The 18270-nt window shown below is 62.1% G+C and carries 17 protein-coding genes; 5 read left to right on the top strand and 12 right to left on the bottom strand.

Annotation, left to right across the window (positions count from 1 at the left end):
* Positions 1-10 precede the first annotated feature (10 nt).
* The 6 genes from ACFB49_RS16590 to ACFB49_RS16565 all read right to left on the bottom strand — a co-directional run bounded on the left by ACFB49_RS16590 (position 11) and on the right by ACFB49_RS16565 (position 8831).
* On the bottom strand, positions 11-1426 hold the full coding sequence (locus ACFB49_RS16590; protein WP_380872371.1) for an aldehyde dehydrogenase family protein: 1416 nt from the start codon (positions 1424-1426) through the stop codon (positions 11-13).
* Positions 1423-3024, bottom strand: coding sequence for a GMC family oxidoreductase (locus tag ACFB49_RS16585; protein WP_380872369.1), 1602 nt, complete (start codon positions 3022-3024; stop codon positions 1423-1425). The genes ACFB49_RS16590 and ACFB49_RS16585 overlap by 4 nt, the downstream gene beginning before the upstream one ends.
* A complete protein-coding gene (locus ACFB49_RS16580) occupies positions 3024-5177 on the bottom strand; it encodes a TonB-dependent receptor (protein ID WP_380872368.1) in 2154 nt (717 codons plus the stop codon). The genes ACFB49_RS16585 and ACFB49_RS16580 overlap by 1 nt, the downstream gene beginning before the upstream one ends.
* A gap of 312 nt (positions 5178-5489) precedes the next feature.
* A complete protein-coding gene (epsC, locus tag ACFB49_RS16575) occupies positions 5490-6482 on the bottom strand; it encodes a serine O-acetyltransferase EpsC (protein WP_380872367.1) in 993 nt (330 codons plus the stop codon).
* A gap of 33 nt (positions 6483-6515) precedes the next feature.
* On the bottom strand, positions 6516-7448 hold the full coding sequence (gene epsC / locus ACFB49_RS16570) for a serine O-acetyltransferase EpsC (RefSeq protein WP_380872366.1): 933 nt from the start codon (positions 7446-7448) through the stop codon (positions 6516-6518).
* A 12-nt stretch (positions 7449-7460) separates the two neighbouring features.
* A complete protein-coding gene (locus ACFB49_RS16565) occupies positions 7461-8831 on the bottom strand; it encodes a dicarboxylate/amino acid:cation symporter (RefSeq protein WP_380880006.1) in 1371 nt (456 codons plus the stop codon).
* 461 nt (positions 8832-9292) lie between these two features.
* Between ACFB49_RS16565 and ACFB49_RS16560 the strand changes: the two genes are divergently transcribed.
* The 3 genes from ACFB49_RS16560 to ACFB49_RS16550 all read left to right on the top strand — a co-directional run bounded on the left by ACFB49_RS16560 (position 9293) and on the right by ACFB49_RS16550 (position 11922).
* Positions 9293-10483 (top strand): esterase-like activity of phytase family protein, encoded by a 1191-nt coding sequence (locus ACFB49_RS16560; RefSeq protein ID WP_380872365.1) that lies wholly within the window; start codon positions 9293-9295, stop codon positions 10481-10483.
* A gap of 127 nt (positions 10484-10610) precedes the next feature.
* Positions 10611-11429: a DUF1206 domain-containing protein gene (locus ACFB49_RS16555; protein WP_380872364.1), complete on the top strand. Its 819-nt coding sequence runs from the start codon at positions 10611-10613 to the stop codon at positions 11427-11429.
* Between the two features lie 151 nt (positions 11430-11580).
* Complete coding sequence (locus ACFB49_RS16550; RefSeq protein ID WP_380872363.1) at positions 11581-11922, top strand: hypothetical protein; 342 nt, start codon at positions 11581-11583, stop codon at positions 11920-11922.
* A 292-nt stretch (positions 11923-12214) separates the two neighbouring features.
* Here the strand turns inward: ACFB49_RS16550 and ACFB49_RS16545 are convergent, their stop codons facing one another.
* Both ACFB49_RS16545 and ACFB49_RS16540 read right to left on the bottom strand, forming a co-directional pair.
* Positions 12215-12607, bottom strand: coding sequence for a hypothetical protein (locus ACFB49_RS16545; RefSeq protein WP_380872362.1), 393 nt, complete (start codon positions 12605-12607; stop codon positions 12215-12217).
* Positions 12608-12828: 221 nt separating this feature from the next.
* Positions 12829-13452, bottom strand: a complete 624-nt coding sequence (locus ACFB49_RS16540) for a response regulator (protein ID WP_380872361.1) — start codon at positions 13450-13452, stop codon at positions 12829-12831.
* Between the two features lie 350 nt (positions 13453-13802).
* Here ACFB49_RS16540 and ACFB49_RS16535 point away from each other — a divergent pair, with 350 nt between their 5' ends.
* A complete protein-coding gene (locus tag ACFB49_RS16535; RefSeq protein ID WP_380872360.1) occupies positions 13803-14003 on the top strand; it encodes a hypothetical protein in 201 nt (66 codons plus the stop codon).
* A 230-nt stretch (positions 14004-14233) separates the two neighbouring features.
* Positions 14234-14521: a hypothetical protein gene (locus ACFB49_RS16530; protein ID WP_380872359.1), complete on the top strand. Its 288-nt coding sequence runs from the start codon at positions 14234-14236 to the stop codon at positions 14519-14521.
* 374 nt (positions 14522-14895) lie between these two features.
* Here ACFB49_RS16530 and ACFB49_RS16525 read toward each other — a convergent pair whose 3' ends face one another.
* From ACFB49_RS16525 to ACFB49_RS16510, 4 genes are all read right to left on the bottom strand, one after another.
* On the bottom strand, positions 14896-15540 hold the full coding sequence (locus ACFB49_RS16525) for a PEPxxWA-CTERM sorting domain-containing protein (protein WP_380872357.1): 645 nt from the start codon (positions 15538-15540) through the stop codon (positions 14896-14898).
* 619 nt (positions 15541-16159) lie between these two features.
* The gene (locus tag ACFB49_RS16520; protein WP_380872356.1) at positions 16160-17278 is read right to left on the bottom strand and encodes an AI-2E family transporter; all 1119 of its coding nucleotides are present in this window, start codon (positions 17276-17278) and stop codon (positions 16160-16162) included.
* A 228-nt stretch (positions 17279-17506) separates the two neighbouring features.
* Entirely contained in the window at positions 17507-17704 is a 198-nt protein-coding gene (locus tag ACFB49_RS16515; protein ID WP_380872355.1) for a hypothetical protein, read from the bottom strand.
* Between the two features lie 136 nt (positions 17705-17840).
* Entirely contained in the window at positions 17841-18128 is a 288-nt protein-coding gene (locus ACFB49_RS16510; RefSeq protein ID WP_380872353.1) for a hypothetical protein, read from the bottom strand.
* Between the last annotated feature and the right edge of the window lie 142 nt (positions 18129-18270).

Here is an 18270-nt window from a genome sequence, read left to right as displayed (position 1 = left end):
GCCTCCCTGATCAATTTGCCGAAGGCGCGGGGCGCGCAAGGGCGGTTTGTGCCCGCACGAAGCGCTCATAGCCCCATCGGCCGCCTTCATAGCCGATGCCGCTTTGCTTCCAGCCGCCCTTGGGCGTGCCGGGAAAGACTTCCATGTGGCTGTTGGTCCAGACGAGTCCGGCGTCGAGCTGGCGCGCAACCGCTGCACCTGCTGCCGCGTCGGCGGTCCACACGGATGCACCCAGGCCGAACTCGGTATCGTTGGCAGCGGCGATCGCATCCTCGACCTTGCTGAAGCTCAGGATCGGCAGTGCAGGGCCGAACTGTTCTTCCACGACGAGACGGGATGCCGGATCGACATGAGTGAGAAGTGCCGGCCGGAGGAAGTTGCCCTCGGCCAATGGCCGCCCGCCGCCGACCCGTCTCGCGCCGCCCTGCTCCGCTTCAGCAACCAGTTGCTCGACCCGGTCGCGCTGCGCGGTGACGGTGAGCGGGCCGAGTTCGGTCGCGGGATCGAGGCCATTGCCGATCACGGTGCGATCGATGCGGTCCGCGAGATGCCGGACCAATTCATCGTGCCGGCTTTCATGGACATAGAGCCGCTTGATCGCGAAGCAGATCTGGCCACTATTGGCGAAGGCCGCCCAGAATAGGGCTTCGGCGATATCCTTTATGGGGGCGTCGGCCAGGATGATCGCGGGATCGTTGCCGCCCAGTTCCAGCGTGACGGGGGCGAAATTGGCCGCGGCGGCGGTTGCGATCTTGCGCCCTGTCGCGACGCTGCCGGTGAAGCTGACATTCGCGACCTTCGGGTGCGATGCCAGCAGCGCGCCGGTGATGCCGCCACCAGCGATGACGTTCAGCACGCCGGGCGGAAAGACTTCCGCCAGCAGTTCCACGACCCGCAGGGTGGAGAGCGGAGTATGTTCGGAAGGCTTGACGACGACGCTGTTGCCGGCCCGCAGCGCCGGGGCAATCTTGTGGAAGAGCAGCAGCAGCGGCACGTTCCACGGCGTGATGGCCGCCACCACGCCATAGGGGCGCTCGATCACCTGAACCGATCGCCCGGCATCCGCGGCGAAGGATTCTGGCTGCCGCTCGAACCGGGCCATGGCGTCGAGGATGCCGGCGCTGTGGGTGACTTCCGCCACAGCCTGCCGCAGCGGCTTGCCCTGCTCGCGGGTCAGCAGCTCCGCAATCTCGCTTTCGTGCGCGCGCAACCGAGCGGCGGCGGCTGCCAGCACTGCACGGCACCCCGCTTCATCGGCAGCCCATGCGGGAAAGGCGGATGCTGCCGCATCGACGGCCGCGTCCACCTCGGCCTCGCGGGCGCGGGCTGCGAAGCCGATCAGCTTGCCCGTGGCGGGATCGACCACGGCATCGCTGGTTTCGGTCCTGACCGGCTGGCCGGCGATCAGCAGCGGATAGACGGTCATGCGGCTTCCTTCACGACAAGATCGGCGATCCGCTCCGCAGCCATGATGACCGGAAGCATGATGTTGGCCGTTGGTATGGTTGGAAAAATCGAAGCGTCGACGACCCGGAGCCCGGCTATGCCGTGCACCCGCCCGGCACCGTCGACGACAGCTAGGGGATCGGATACGCGCCCCATCCGGGCGGTGCCGCTGGCGTGCCAGACACCCTTGGCGCTGGTTCGCAGAAATGCGGTGAACCCATCCTCGTCAGCCAGCAATTCCCGCAGCGGAACGGAATCGCCGACGCAGACGATCCCGGTCAGGGAGGCGCGCGGATTGGACACCAGGGGGCGCAAGGGCGGCTGATCGATCAGGGCGGCAATGAAGCGGAAGCCGTTCTTTACGGCGTCCACATCCCGTTGCTGTTCCAGAAGATTGAATGTCGCATGTGCGGTGATGCCGTCGTCCACCGGTCTGAACTCAAGGCTGCCCAGCGAAGCCGGTTTGTTGAGCCAGAGTCCGAAAGAGGCGCCCGCACCGTCCGGAGTCGTTCCGAAGACATGGTAGAGATCGGAGGCAGGGGCGGACGCGGCCGATGAGGAACGGCGGAGAGCGATCTGGTGCGGCGTGTCGATCTCGGGGCGCGCCGCCGCGCCGACGGCGAGGTCGACGGCTATTCCGAAGGCGGCATGGTCCATCAGGTTCCGGCCGACGCCGGGCCGATGCGCGGTGACCTCTATTCCCAGCCGATGCAGGAGCGCGCCGTCGCCGATGCCGGCGGCAACCAGCAGCGCGGGCGATCGCAGCGCGCCGGCGCTCAGGATTGTCTCGCGACCGTGGACATGGCGTTCACCGGCTTGGGCGTCGCGCAACACGACGCCGCGGACGGTGGCGCCGTCAATGATGAGGCGCAGCGCCTCGCTGTTGGTCAGGATGGCAAGATTGGGCCGGGCGCGGACGGAGCCATCGAGATAGCCTTCCGCCGTGGATACCCGCCTGCCATTCTCGCTATTGTTGGCCGGCGCGAAATAGCCGTCGTCGAAGACGCCATTCTGGTCGGCGATGTTGCGATATCCCAGCGCTTCCGCCGCCCCTGCGACGGCATGAGCGAAGCCCGACCAGTTGCGTGAGCTGCCCCGCAGGATCGGCAGGGGGCCCTCGTCGCCATGGAGTGGGCCGGAATGATCGCAGTCGCGCTCCAGCCGCCGGAAATAGGGAAGGACGCCGTCCCAGTCCCATCCTTCAAGGCCGAGCTCCGCCCATTCGGCATAGTCGCGCGGGAGGCCGCGATTGGCCGATGTCATGTTGATGCTGGTGCCGCCGCCCAGCACGCGGGCCTGCTCATAGGCGCGCGCTGCCGGCTGGCCGTGGCCCAGCACAGCTTGATGCCCTGGCCAGATGAAGCGGTCGCCCGCCTCCAGCGGCCGGCGCGGGCGCAGACCGTCGAGGATTTCGGGCGGGCCGCTTTCGGGCGGCGTGTCCTCGCCCGCTTCGATCAGCAGCACGCGGCGCCGGCCGTCTTCCGACAGCCGGCTGGCAAGGACGCAACCCGCGGCACCGCCGCCGACTATGATGATGTCATAGTCGGCGGCCGCCACCTGTCCTCCGGCCCTGGCCATCAGAAGCGCACCGCTACCGAGCCGCCATAGGTCCGCGGCTGGCCGTAGACATAGGTGTAGAAGCCCGAGAGATAGGGCAGGCCGAGCAGCAGATATTTCTCGTTGCCGACATTCCGCACGAAGCCGGTGACGCGGATCCTGTCATCCCGCGTCAGGAAGCTCAGCGAGAGATTGCCGATGCCATAGCCATCCTGGGCCTGGTTCGGATCATTCTGCGCATTCGACGTGAAATAAGTCGTGCTGCGATAGGACCAGTCGGCCTGGGGCAGGATCGCGTGGCCATCGCCGATGTCGATGCGATATTCGGCGCCGAGGCTGGCGGTATAGCGGGGCGCATTGGCAAAGGAGTTTCCGTTGGCCGGCGCGCCCCCGGTTTCGAAATCGGTATATTTGGAATCGAGAAAGCCGAAATTGCCGTAGAGCGACAGGCCCTCGATCGGCGTCGCCTTCAGCTCGACCTCAAAGCCCTTGGCGCGGCCCTTGCCGGCATTGCGCAGCCGCGACACCAGGCCCGCGGGGCCGGTGGTGAGCACGTTCGCCTGGATATTTTCATAGTCGTAATAGAAGGCCGTCAGGTTGGCGATCAGCTTGCCGTCGAACAATGTGCTTTTCAGGCCCGCCTCATAATCGGTGACGGTTTCGGGATCGACCGTTGCGACCGCGGACTGGATGAAGGCGCCGCCATTGAAACCGCCCGAACGGAAGCCGCGCGCAAAGCGCAGGAAAAGGAGCGCGTTGTCCGCCAGGTCAAACTGCGGCGTGAGGTCCCAGGTCGTCCCATCCCAGCTCTTCTTCTCATCCTGAGTGGCGCCGACCACCAGCGGCGTGGTGACCGCATCAGTGCCGAGCCGCGGATCGAAGCGGGAGAAGCTGGGATTGCTGCCGACATAGGCGTTGAGATCGATCTTCTTCGTTTCCCACGTCTGCCGCAGGCCCGCGGTTATGCGGAGACGATCGCTTATCGACCAGGTGGCATTGCCGAAGATCGCGTAGCTGTCAGTCTTCTGATCGATCTGGACGCTGCGATAGGATTGGGTGTTGCTCGGGTTGGGGAAGATGGCGCGATTATTCTCGGCGCCCAGATTCTCATGGAAATAATGCGCGCCGACGATCCAGTTGAATGTGCCGCGCTCGTCCGACACGAGGCGGAATTCCTGGCTGAACTGGTTCTGGTCGATCCCCGCAAAGGCGCGGACGGTATAGTTGAACGCATCGACATTCTGGAGCGCTGCGCGGTCGAGATCGTCATAGGCGGTGATCGAGATCAGCGAAACGCCGCCCAGATCGGCATCGACCTGGATCTGACCGCCGAAATTCTCGACATTGTCGTAATTGTCTGCCGCGGAATCGCCCACCGTGTAGCGATCGATATGGCCGACATCGCCGGGCTTGGTCACGCCCGTCGGCGCCGCGACGCCGATGAAATAGGTGTTCGGTCCACGATAGTTGCGATAGCGGCCGATGGCGGTCAGTTGCACCGTCTCGCTCAGGTCCGCCCGCAGCGAAAGGCGCAGCGCATCGTCGTTGAGCTTGCCCACATCCTTGCGGGTGGTGGCGCTTTCGACCCAGCCACCATTTGCCTCCGATCGCCCGGCAATGCGGATGGCGAGCTTGTCCGGGATGACGGTGACGTCGGTGGCGCCCTCGAAGATCCGGCTCTGATAATTGCCGATCTCGACCGAGGCATAGCCGTCGCTACGATAATCGGGCTTGCGCGAAACGAAGTTGATCGCGCCGCCGGTGGTGTTCTTGCCCCACAACGTGCCCTGCGGGCCGCGGACGACCTCGACGCGTTCCAGATCGAACAGCGGAAAACCCTGAGCGTAGGGCGAGTTCAGATAGACGTCATCGACATAGACGCCGACCGGGCTGACGACGAGAACGCCCGGATCCTGCGATCCGACGCCGCGGATATACCAGCGCGGCTGGACGCGGCCGGTGACGCCGTTGGCGATGAGGTTGGGGACGACCCGCTCGATGCTCCCAGCCGATTGGATGCCCTGCAGGAGAAGCGCGTCACCGCCGACAGCGGTCACTGCCGCAGGCACGCTCTGGATATTCTCCTCACGGCGATTGGCGGTGACGACAATATCTTGCGAATCTATTGAGGCATCGCTGCTGCTTTCGGCTTCTATCTCGGCGGAAAAGGCCATTGATGGTGCGGCGAGTGAAATTGAAGCAATGATAGCCAGCGAAGAAACGTGAACGACCCCCAGATTTTTCACCACTTATACTCCTTAGAGAAACAAAGGACGGTTCCGTTTCACGAGCGAGCGAAACGGTGGCGGGAATCGCGTCCCGCGGTTCATGCGTAATATTCAGAGCTCCCGGCATGTCGGGTGCGCTTAAAACTCTACTAGATTAGTAGAGTTTTAAGCGCAAAGGAAGCTAATCTTTGGGAAACAATAGGTTGCCTTGGTGCGGCGATCCGCACGGGCGGGGCGGATCAACGGCGTGCGTGCAGATCAGGCTTCGCCGCCGTTGATCTTGCCGACCGGGAGCGTGCTTCGCCTCACCTTCCAGGGGGGCACGCTGCGTGCGGCGGGGTCTCGCGTCAGGCTGGCCTGGGTGACATGGCTTCCCGGTGGCAGGCTTTCGGTGAGCCAGACATTGCCGCCGATCACCGATCCCGCGCCGATGATGACGCGGCCCAATATGGTGGCACCGGCATAGACGATCACATCATCCTCGATGCTGGGATGGCGCGCCTCGCCCTTGCGCAAGGAACCGTCGGCCTCCGCGGCGAAGCTCTTTGCGCCGAGTGTCACGGCCTGATACAGCCGGACCCGATCGCCGATCACGGCGGTCTCACCGATAACGACTCCGGTGCCATGATCGATGAAGAAGCTCCGGCCGATCCGTGCGCCGGGGTGAATGTCGATCCCGGTTCGCGAATTGGCGATCTCGGACATCAGCCGGGCAATCAGCGGCGCGCCGAGATCATGAAGCCGATGGGCGAGGCGGTGATGGATGATCGCCGAAACGCACGGATAGCAAAGCAGCACTTCGTCAACGCTCCGTGCCGCCGGATCGCCGGCATAGGCCGCCTCGACATCGCTATCCAGAATCTCGCGGATGGCGGGCAAGGAGTCGGCGAAATCCCGTGCGATCACCCGCGCACGAATCTCGATTTCCTCGGGCCGATGGCCTGCCTCGCGCATGCTGTAGCGAAGCTCCAGCCGGAGCTGGCCGAGCAGGCTGTTGAGCGCTCCGTCCAATATGTGGCCAACATAATAATCTTCCTGGTGAAGCCCCAGGTCTGGCGGACCGAGCCGCTGGGGAAACAGCGCACCGCTGATGTCGGCGGCCAGCCGCTCGACCTCCGCCCGCGAAGGAAAGCCTCTTGGCCCGAGTTCGCGATGGCGGGCCTGCTTGTGTCGCCACGCCTCCCGCGACGAACGCAACTCATCCACCAGCCGTTCGATCTGCCAATGCGGTTCCGCACTATCCGTGCTCATCGGAATTGCCCCCAATGGTGAGATGATTCGCCTTCAGCGATGACTTCGGATCACGGGCTCGGGCGCCTCGACGATGGTGTCGGCAGGCACGTCCCGCCGCAGCCAGACATTGCCGCCGATCCGTGATCGCGCGCCGATCGTAATCGGGCCCAGCAGCACGGCCCCGGCAAAGACCACTACATCATCGTCGATGGCCGGGTGTCGGCGCCCTTCCGGCGAAGCTTTCGTGTGGGCGGCGCCGGGCTCGATCGGCTCGCCGCCCAGCGTGACGCCCTGATAGAGCCTGACGCGATCGCCGATCACCGCGGTCTCGCCGATGACGATGCCGGTGCCATGATCGATGAAGAAGCTTCGGCCTATCCGTGCACCGGGATGCATGTCGATGCCGGTTTCGGTGTGGGCATGTTCGGTGATGACGCGCGCAACGAGCGGAGCGCCCAAGGCGTGCAGGCGATGGGCCAGCCGATAGTGGATGATCGCGACAAGCGATGGATAGGAAAGCAGCACCTCATCGACGCTGCGGGCGGCCGGATCATTGGCGTAGCCGGCCTCGACATCCTGATCGAGCATGCGCCGGATAGAGGGGAGGCTGGCGGCGAATTCGGCGATGATACGCTGAGCCTCAAGACCCTCTTCGGCCGGACTGATGCCGGGCCGCGCGATCCGCAGCTCTAGTGCGATCTGTGCCGCAAGTTGCGCCAGCACCAGCTCGAGCGTTGCTTCGACCCAGGCATTCTCATTTCCGACGGTCAGCTCGGGCGGGCCGAGCCTCAGCGGAAACAGGGCCGCGCCAAGCTCTTGCAGGATGCGGCCGAGCGCCCGGCGGGAGGGGAACTGGATACCGCGCTCGGCATGGCGCTCATGGCCCGCGCGCCAGTCGAGCCGCGCCTGCCGCAGCCCTTCAAGCACGACCTCCAGCTCGCGCGGGAAAGCGATGGCCGGTGCGGATTCAGTCTTATCTGTCATGTTCGGGGTCCATCAATGCGTGGCGAGCGAAGGGGCGAGGTCGTTGTCCGCTTCGGCGTTTCCCCGCCCAGTCCCGTTGGGAAATTTTGAACGGTCGAGAATGCCGGCGCGCTTTGCCACGATGGTTGGGACAAGCGCCTGGCCGGCGACGTTCACGGCGGTCCGCCCCATATCGAGGATCGGGTCGATCGCGAGCAGCAGCCCCGCGCCTTCCAGCGGCAGGCCGAGTGTCGACAAAGTAAGGGTCAGCATCACCGTCGCGCCCGTCAGGCCGGCGGTGGCAGCCGATCCGATCACCGAAACGAAGGCGATCAGCGCGAAATCCGCGAGATGGAGCGGTAGGCCGTAGAATTGCGCGATGAATATGGCGGCGACGGCGGGATAGATGGCCGCGCATCCGTCCATCTTGGTGGTGGCCCCCAGCGGCACCGCGAATGCCGCATAAGCGCGGGGCACGCCCAGGCGCTGTTCCACCACATCTTCTGTTACCGGCAATGTGCCGATAGAGGATCGTGAGACGAAGCCGAGCTGGATCGCCGGCCACGCGGCGCTGAAGAAACGCATCGGGCTGAGCCCGTTCAGCGCCAGCAGCGCCGGATAGACCAGCAACAGCACCAAGCCCAGGCCGAGATAGACGGCAAGCGCGAACGAGCCCAGCGCCGAGAGCGCGTCCCACCCGTAGCGAACGACCGCGTCACCGATCAGCGCGGCGGAACCGATAGGCGTCAGCGCGATCACCCAGTGCAGCAGGCGCCGGAAGATCGCCAGGGCCGAGGCATTGAAGGCGAGAAAGGGCGCGCCCGCTTCGCCGGAACGCACTGCCGCCGTGCCTAAGGCAATCGCGACGACGATGATCTGGAGCACGTTGAACGAAAGGGCGGTGGTGGCCTTGCCGTCGCTCATCGTAGTCACGGCGGCGATCCCGGCAAAATTTGCTGGCACCAGACCTTTCAGGAAATCGAGCCAATTGCCGGCGGCCGACGGTGCCACGGCCTTTGCCGGATCTACTCCGGCGTGGAGGCCGGGCTCAAGCAGGAGGCCCAGCGAGATACCGATCAGGACGGCGATGAGCGCCGTCAGCGCATACCAGCCGAGCGTGCTGAGGATGAGCCGGGTCGCGTTTTCGAGATCGCGGAGGGCGGCGATCGACGCGACGATGGCGGTAAAGACCAATGGGGGGACAAGCGCCTTCAGGAGCTGGATGAAGATTTGGCCGATCGTGCGCAGCCCTTCCGCGGCGAAGGCCGCAGCTGGTAGGTCATGGCCCGCGCCGCGGATCATGAGCCCGAGAACGAGGCCCGTAACGAGGCCGAGCGCGACGCGGGCGCCAAACCCCGACCACCAGGGCAGGGGTCTAGACGTGCAGGTGGTTGAGGCTGCGATGCTCGCGTTTGGCGACTGAGTTGATCCCGGGGATAGGCGTCCAATGAAAGGCATGTGTGGAAAGATATTCAATCTCATCGATAGACAAAGAAACATCTTCTTCGCGCCGCCGATCCAGAAATTGAGCCGTACGCAGTGCGCGGCTCGGCTGCCTCAAGAGCGCTCTGCGATTCTGAACAGACCGGCTGGACTCTTCGGTCGGGACCCGCCGCCATTGCCGCCATGGGAGCGGGCTTTTGCATATCCCGTTGCTGCCGGTGGTTCAGATTGAGGACGATACCCAGTTTCAGGAGGCCCCCACCGTCCGGTGGGTAGCTGCGCGTCCATCAGCGATGTCATTGAAGGTGACCGCGGCGAAATAGCTTTAGCCGATGGGGGATTGGGTTAGACTTGCCTCCATGAAGCAGCGGAAGAAGCGTCGACCAAAATGCAAGGTCGTGCGGCTTGCCTGGGCGGATCCAGTGCTCGGCTCATTCGACTTTCCCAAGGCCTGCATGACGGTGCGCGCCGGGTTCGGTTCGGGACTGGCGCGCCGGCAGGGGGATCCCGAGGGGAGGATCTGGGCGATCGGTGATCGCGGCCCCAATCTCAAGGTCGAGGCCGCGGTTGAAATATATGGCTTGGAAGCCCTCGCACCGCTTTCGAAGGTGGATGGGGCGAAAATCATGCCGCGGCTTGATCTCGGGCCGATGCTTGCCGAACTTCAAGTGCTCGAGACGACTGTCGAACTCGTACAGACCGTTCGGATTGCCGGGGAAGACGGGACGCCGGTCTCCGGCGTTGCCATACCTGCCAGCGACCATGTTCTCGCCGAGCCCGTGTTCGACCTGGAAGGCAATCTCATACCATCGGACCCGAACGGCCTCGACACCGAGGGCGTAGCGGTCACCCGGGATGGCCAGTTCTGGGTCGGCGATGAGTTCGGACCGTCCCTCATCCGGCTCAACGCGCAGGGAAGGGTGATCGAGAGGCTCGTCCCACATGATGGGGCCGTCGCCAAGGATGATGCGCCCGGAAGGACACTTCCGGCTATTGCGGCCAAGCGTCGATTGAACCGCGGGTTCGAGGCCATCGCCTTGTCGAAGGACGAGCTGAGCTTGTTCCTGGCTTTCCAGAGCCCGCTCGCCCATCCGGACGACGAAGCCTTTAGGAAGGCCCGACATGTCCGGATCTGGAGGCTAGATAGGGCAAGCGGTACGGTTGGCGCCCAGTTTCTCTACCCGCTGGATCCGCCGAAAAGCTTCAAGCGTGACAATGCAAAGGGCAAATTCGAACGCAGCGACATCAAGGTAAGCGAGATCGTCTGGCTGGCCGAAGATGCATTGCTCGTGCTCGAACGCGGCTCGGCAACGACCAAGATCTATGTCTGCGATCTCGATGAGGCCGCAGCACTGTCGGCCCCGCATCTCGACATTGCGACCCGCCCGACGGTCGAGGAGCTGAGCGGCGCCCGCAAGGCGTTCCCGCTGCCGGTGCTTGAAAAACACCTGTTGTTCTCGACGGACGATGTGCCCGAAATCACTGCCGATATCGAGGGCATGGTGATCTTGTCCCCGACAGAATTGCTGCTCGTCAATGATAATGATTTCGGGGTCGAGGGCGCCGAGACCAGCTTCTGGAAGCTCGTGTTCGAGAGGCCGGTTCTCCGCTGAGCCCCATATCCGTGCCCGTGGGCTCATTCTCGCGCCGGTGGCCCGCGAGCGCGCGCGAACGCCGGAGCATGCCGAAGGAACCGGCCGGCTCGCGAACCATTGAGGGGGAACGGAAAGGCGGCGCTTCATGCATGCTTCGCATCGACTGACGCTATTGGCCCGTCTCGGCTTCGCGGCGAGAGGAGTGGTCTATATCCTCGTCGGATGGTTTGCCCTCGAAGCGGCGCGCACCGGCGGCCAACCAGTAGATAATCAGGCGGCGCTCGCCAGCCTGGTCGACGAACCGCTTGGGCGCGCCCTTCTGCTGGTGATAGCGCTTGGACTGCTCGGGTACGCCATGTGGCGGCTACTCGAAGCAGCTCTTGATCCGGAGCAGCGATCCAAAAGCACCAAGGGGAAGCTCGAGCGCGCCGGTTCTGCCATCAGCGGCATCACCCACCTGATGCTGGCCGTCTATGCGGTTCGTCTCGCCATGCACGACACCGTCGCGGGTGGCGCAGCGCCGGGCGACAGCAGTGCCCAGGGTTGGTCGGCCTGGCTGATGGCCCAGCCCGGTGGAACACTGCTGTTGATCCTCGTCGGTGTGGTCCTGTTCATTGTCGCGGCCGCGCAAGCCACCAAATCCTGGAAAGCGACGTTCATGCGCGATCTGGACGGCGGCGCGCCCGTTCCGGGTTATGTGCGGATCGCAGGCCGTATCGGTTATGGGGCTCGTGCTTTGGTCTTCGCGCTGATCGGCTGGTTCTTCATCAGAGCCGCCTTGCACGCGAACCCCGACGAAGCCGGCGGAATGGGGCAGGCCCTGCGCGAACTTCAAGGGCAGCATTATGGGCCGGTGCTGCTCGGCCTCGTTGCTGTCGGCCTATTCCTGTTCGGGCTGTTCAGTCTTGTTGAAGCACGTTTTCGGCGGCTCAAGGTCGTGGCTCCGACGAGCGGCATCGGCTGATCAGCTGAACGATTATGGTGCGGAAGAGGCTCCTTACGCCGACAAAGCCGCCATTCCGAGCTCGATTTCGGCTGCCTGAGAGCGGCCACCCGTTCAGATTGAGAGCGATGACGGCTTTTAGGAGGCGTCTCGTGGGGCCTGAATATCAGCCTTGTCGGGATTCCAGTCAGACAGCTTTGACGCTATCAAAGGCTGGAAGCGGACGAAAACGACTGAAGAGAAAATCAAAATGAGCAACATGGATTGGCCGGCACTTCTGATCGCAATGATCAGCGGAGTGTGCTTTGTGGGCGGTCTATTTTTTGCTTTTAAATATCGTGAAGAAATGGAATCGGACCGCAGTAAATCAAGTCAATCAAAAATGTCTGCATTCATTGATGGCTATCCAGATCCGAAGAATCGGCCGGGTGGATTCTGGCTCATTCAATCATGCTTTGCGCTCATTTTTGCTATGGCGGCTTGGCGCGTCGCCGGAAGTCCAATTTTGATCTAATCGTAGGTTAGTTCGGCCGCTTTCGGGGTTCGACATTACAGCGACGAACGGCACGAGTGTCGGCGACTCCGGAAAGGCAACTCGGCGGGTGAAATTGCGAAAAGCGGACCTTAGCGCCGGCCTAGCGCACCCGGCGGTCATCAGGCGGAAGCCGCCGCCGTAGCGGTCATGCACTTCATCTCGTCGGTTTCCCGAAACCTGTCGCTCCGTCATGTGCGAGGCGTCGACAACAAACAGACAGAGGCGAAGAGGTGTCCGTCGCTCGGCGCGTTCGCTCGGTGGGGCTTTGGGCTTAGTCGGCTTTTTTAGGCCGCGTATAGGGCACGAAATCGCCAAGGAAGACGACACCCGAGAACATCTGGCTAGATGAATCGACGAGTTGGACGGTGTCGATATTGCAGAGCTGGTCCGAATAGTTGCGGGTGACCAGCGTGTCGGACGTCTCGAGGCTGGTCTGTCCCGCGCGCGGGCGGTTTACATAGATCGTGCGGCCGGCGTCATAGAGAATCGCGGTGCGATCGATGATGCGCTTATTGCGGACCTCGCGCAGATAAATGCAGTCGACGGGCTCGCCGGCCACCCGACCCTGGAGGGCGCGGGCCAGCTTCTCCTCGGGATCGCGCGGTGCTGCCGTCGCGGTTCCGGCGATTGACACCATCACGGCGCCCAGCCAAGACCCGGTCAATGCAACCTCCTCGACGATATCCTGGATCTTCTATCACCTGTTCGGTCTGAACATGGGCTGAGGATCAACGAGCGGACATGGCATGCCGGCGCGTCGCCCCTGCGGTCTAGGGGAAACCGGGGGCGATGCGGTGGCTACCGTTGCCGCCGCAAGAGCCGACATCGCCGTTGGGAACACCGTCCCAGGAAACTGTCCCGCGCTGTCGCGTGCTGGCCGGAAAGTCACGGCTCCACGAGATTGTGGCGCATGGCATAGCGAACCAATTCGGCCGTCGATCGCAGCTCGAGCTTGCTCATCGCCATGGACCGGTGCGTTTCGACAGTTTTGGCGCTTATGCCGAGCAGTCCGGCTATATCCTTGTTGATCCTGCCCTCGGCAATCAATTGCACGACCTCCCGTTCACGCGGCGTGAGGTGTGACGGGCTCATGGCCTGGTCATGGCGCAGCACGCGTTCAAGCAGGCTTTGGGAGACCACACTCGAGAAATAGGGCTTGCGCGCCGAGAGCGCGTGGATCGCAGCCAACAAATGCTGCGCTGGCTCGTGCTTGAGGACATAGCCGCGAATGCCGGCATGCATTGCCTCGGCAATCGTGTCCTCCCGATCGTGCATGGTATAAATCAGTATCTCGATGTGCGGCAGTTCGCGTTTCAGCCTTCGCCCAAGCTCGATGCCATTCATGAGTGGCAGCGAATAATCCAGGACGGCGATGTCGGGTGTGGTCTCGCGAGCAAGCTTGATTGCCTCCTGGCCAGAGGCGGCTTCTCCTACGATATGCCAGTCGGGACGCTCCTCGATCATCCGACAGACGCCACGGCGCATCACCTCATGGTCATCGGCAACCATGATCCAGTGACCTCGCGGGTTCAGATCATGCCCTTTTGGGCGACTTGGGACAGTTGAAACATTCACGCCTGCAACATCCCGATCGAACTCGGCACCGGACCGCGGTGAACCTCAAGGATCTCGAGGATTTCACAGGAAGAATGCGCTTTGCATCCGGGATAACCCCCATATTCGGCCAATTTTCTGGAAAAATGGCATTGATCCCGCACACCGACGGCGGTCGCTTTGCCCACTTAGCCTAAGTCCGCTGAGGACGGCCCCTCAGCCTTGCCTCGACAACGCAGCCGCGAATTGAACGATTGGCACAACAACAGGTGCGAACCGCTTGCTGAATAGCGTAGGAGATGAAAATGGCGGCGGACCGTGTGGTCAGCGTGGGATTTCTTACCGCCCAGGATTTAATGATCCTTGGAGCCGGATTCCGACGCCATTTTCCTGTGCCCCACGACGACGTCTTTGAGCGACTTCTTGAGCAACTCGACAGGCTTGAAGCGACACCCTTGGCCGACGGCGTCGTCCTCAAGGCTGCTCCGCCGAAACCCGTGACATGACATTCCTGGTCCCAGCTGCAGACCCAACACGCGGAATCGAGCAGCTCATCGACGATCGGGCTGGGGGTCTCACTGATCAATGCCGGTTAGAATGCGGGAAGCGGGCCAAAGGACGGCGGAGGCTGCTGACATTCAAAAATGTTTAGGACGCTTGCCTGCAGCGCGCCAGGTGGACAGGCTTGTAGAGAACGTCCACCATCAGCGCGGACAAGGTTGTGAGACATTGAGCCATGCCGATCTATTTCGAGCTGGGATCCGGCCGCGAGGCGGATGGAGAAATCATTACGTTTCAGGGCACCTACTTCGACAAGCCCGTGCTCGACTCTATCACCCGTGAAGCCGTCGAGGAGCTGTGGGGATCGGATCCACTGACCGATAACTGGGTCGATATGTTCGCGGTTCTCGAAAAGCAGGTCTTCGACCTCACTGGAGCGAAAATCCGGCGCGGCATGGTTGAGCCTGATGGCTCCGTTGTCGTCCGCATCGGCGACCGCCAGTTGTTGCAAGCCAGTGGATGACTTCACATCGGCACGACCACAAATGATGTTGGCGCCCAATTTATCGGCTGATCTCGCCGACATAGCGGTCGTTTAACGCTCAAGATGGCATTCCTAATAGCTGCCGATCATTCACGGGACGGCAAAGGTGGTGGCGCGCTCGGCCGCTTCGCGCGAGTTCATGACGACGTATCAGACCTCCAGCCTCCGCTAACATCACGATCGTTGCAGGAAAGTTGCTCCCGTAGCCAGATCGCGCCTTGTCATATATGCGATATTGCTCTCGTCGCTTTCAATCGGCCGACCGAAACCGCAGTCAAGGCTAAGCGGTTAGGCGCCGAAAAGCGACAGCGCCACCGGATCAAGGGCCGGTGGCGCTGTCGATTCAAAACGTGTCAGGCGAAGCTGGTCTTCGAGGGGCGCCGACGCATAGACGATCCAACGACCCCGAACCCGATCAGCATCATTGCCCAGGTGGCCGGCTCTGGAACCGCGACGATATCGGCGGGCGTCAATCGAATCTGGCGAACGTCCTGAAGATCCAGGGCCGAGGTGATCACGACTTTGGATATGATGGTCGAACCATCCGCGATGGCGGAAACCCAGTCGCTGCCCTGACCCAATTGGAAATCGACTAGCGAGGTGGCCACGCCGAACTGATCGTAAAAATCGATCGTGGCGGTGCCGTGGGTCGGCCCGTTTGGATCGGTGAGATCGAATTCGACCTCGCTCATGCCCTGGGTAAGATCGGTAAGGAAGAAGGTGAGCGACGTCAGCCCGCCATCGTCTCCAGTGATCCTGGCCTGCCCGCTCGAAGGGGTGAACAGCAGTTCATCAGAGGTGAAAGTTATGCCCGTGTCCTGGTTGGTCAGCGCCAGAAGAGGGTTGGCGGGATTGGGCAAACCATCGTTGAATTGCACGTTTTCGCTGGGCTGAACGGCGCCGGGGTCGTCAGCAAAAATTGTGATCGCGGCCGACGCTGACGTCGTTGTCCCAAGGACCGCGGCGACAGCCGCCCCTGCAAGCAATAAGTTTCTCATGTCGCAACTCCAACACTCATCGGGAGATCTGGATCGCGCGTTCCCGACGGCACGCAGCAGGGTGCTACAGCAATTATGGGGCGATAGCATAAACTATGATAAGATTATTAAATTATAATCGTCCATTTATCACAATTTATATGATAAATTACTACACAGCGCCGTTTTAAATATTTGACGATAGCCGCAGCAAACTATTTAAAATAGGCAGTGCCCCATTTTAGGACGATTATTATGTAGAAAGGCTGATCGTCGAACCTCTCAAGTTGTTGATGACCAGGCTATCTATTTGAGGTTTATTTTTCATTTGAAATCAATGGGCTCGGAATCGGTTTGCTAGTGATCGCTCCATAGGCCTCTGTCTGGATTGTTGCCTGAGGGGTGCCGGCGCGCGGTGGCGAGGCGGACTGAACCCCGCTGGCTCAGCTTGAGATGATCACTTTCAAGCGGGGCATGCCATGATCAAGTGCCAGTTGGCGATCCTTGAGAACGGGCAACAGGTTTTCGCGGTCCAGATTAGCACTCCTCCGCCTCTTGTATACGGTTCGTCTAACCATGAACGGGCATCAGCCGCGCAGATACCATTGAGCCCGATTTTTGGATTGCCATCGAGCAGCCTTCAGGCCGCACCGGATGACCAGCCAGGCGGATTGTCCCCGCTCGCCAACACCTCCTGCTTGTCCTCATGGAGGTAGAGGCGACGGATGAGAACGAGCACTACGATCGTCAGCGGCGTGGCGAGAAGAACGCCCGGCACCCCGAACAGGATGCCCGATGCGATGATGCCAAAGATTGTGATTGCCGGGGGCAAGTCGACCATCCGGTTCTGGAGGACAGGCATGACCAGATTGCCTTGCAACTGCTGGACCGCGATCAACACGCCCATTGTCCAGAGCCCGGTACTGGTGCCTTGGCCAAAGCCGAGCACGACAGCCGGAATTGCAGCAAGAAAGATGCCTGCGTATGGAACAAACTCAGCCAGGCCCGCCACCAGTCCGATAGCCCATGCTGCCGGCACTCCGACAAACCACAAGCCTGTTCCGGTCGCGACCCCGACGAAGAGCATGCCCAGCGCTTGTCCCTTGAGCCAGTTGCGCAGCGATATGGCAACCGCATCGAGGGTCTCCGCTGCAGGCCCACGCGCACGAGCGGGAATCATGCGGAGCAGTCCGATGGAGTAGAGCGTTGGCTGCGCGGCAAGATACAAGCCACCAACAAGGACGATAGCCAGCCCCGACAGCGCTCCGCCGACAGCGGCGAGTGCGGTCGTCGCAAGGTTGACAATGGCCTGCCCACTGGGTGCCAGCTCCTGCGCTTTCAGGAGGACAGCAGCTCCGAGAGGCGACATCTGCATCCTTTGCTGCACGCTGGCCCACGCATCCGGCAGGCGGTTCGCAAGTTCCGCGAATTCTCCCTGTATTGTCGCTCCAAAGAAGGTGACGGCCGCCCCGAGAAGACCAATTATCGCCAGCACGACCAGGCCAAGGGCTATGGCGAAGGGCAGATTGCACCGTCGCCGGAGCGCATGGGTCAGGGTCAGCAGGATCAGCGAAACCAGCGCGCAAGCGAACAGCAACAACAAGAGGTCTATCAGCATCCACACCACGTAGGTGGCCGCACAGGTTGCGATAACGACGGTACAGATGCGAAACACACGGCGTTCGAGACTGTCACGCGTTGCGGAAGGCGGAACCTCTCCGGCCTTCATGGCCTCCGACTGTTCGGCAAAGTTCGACATGGGTGGTCCTTGACTGCCCGCCGGATGGTATGATGGCGACGATGGCGCGGGCGCCTCATCAGGAATAACGCGCTGGGAGGCGCAGAAGTCCCGGCCCCGTCAAGCACCAGCCGACGTGATAAGCAGGAACACGGATAGCGGAGTGCCGCGGCCATCCTGCCTCAGCGCCGATATCTAGTGAGGCAAATTCCTGTGACTTGAGCGATCAATCGCGCCCGGCGCGTTGCATCATGCGCGAACCCGCCACAGCTTTGCACTGACGAAATCATCGCGAGAAGCCGCTCGTCCTCTCAATGTCCTGAGCCGGCGTTCAAATGCGATGCCGAGTTGTTGGAGTGCGGTCCGGGCTCCCGGACAATTCGCTGCTTCGGCGGCATCGGCTTCCTGTTCGATCCGACGCAGCAGATAATCGCGGTCGGCGGGCATTTCGAATTCCTTCCATTCGGCGGGCGGCTCCCGGTAGGCATTGGACGCCGCCCGCCGACAGCCCCACGCACAGGCCGCTATGCGGCACGGCGATCGCGCTTTCATTCACATTGATCAATAATGGCGGGTGTGGCTGTCAGCTACGCGGAAGATCCAGCTTCAGGCTGGCGCTGACCGCGTCGAGCATCGCAAGCGACCGTCTCATGGTCGAAGGCGAGTCACCGAGATCGGCAGCGATCTCCGCTTTGACCTCGGCCGCTATGTCCACAATCTCAACCGCGTCAGCTACGCTGATAATCGAACGCGCGAGCAGGCCATGGATCAGGCTCTCGACCAGCAGCATCGCCGCCTGACCATGCGCATCCGGTTCAGCTCGGTTTTCCCGGGGGCGGGCCGCTTCATTGTCGTTGAGGGTTTCATCCACCACGCGCACTCCGCAGGAGGCGAGAGCGCACCACGTCTCCCAGCCGCCGGAGCCTGAAACGTGCCGACGATCAGGCAATGATAGTCGAAATGCGAGCGGCGACCATCATTCAAATCAACTTTCGACATTAACTTTGAACAAT

The sequence above is a fragment of the Sphingomonas sp. DBB INV C78 genome, from assembly GCF_042693015.1.
In the GTDB taxonomy this organism is placed as follows: Bacteria; Pseudomonadota; Alphaproteobacteria; order Sphingomonadales; family Sphingomonadaceae; genus Sphingomonas_E.
The sequence above is the reverse complement of the archived record's forward strand: the minus strand, read 5'-3'. Positions and strand labels throughout refer to the sequence as shown.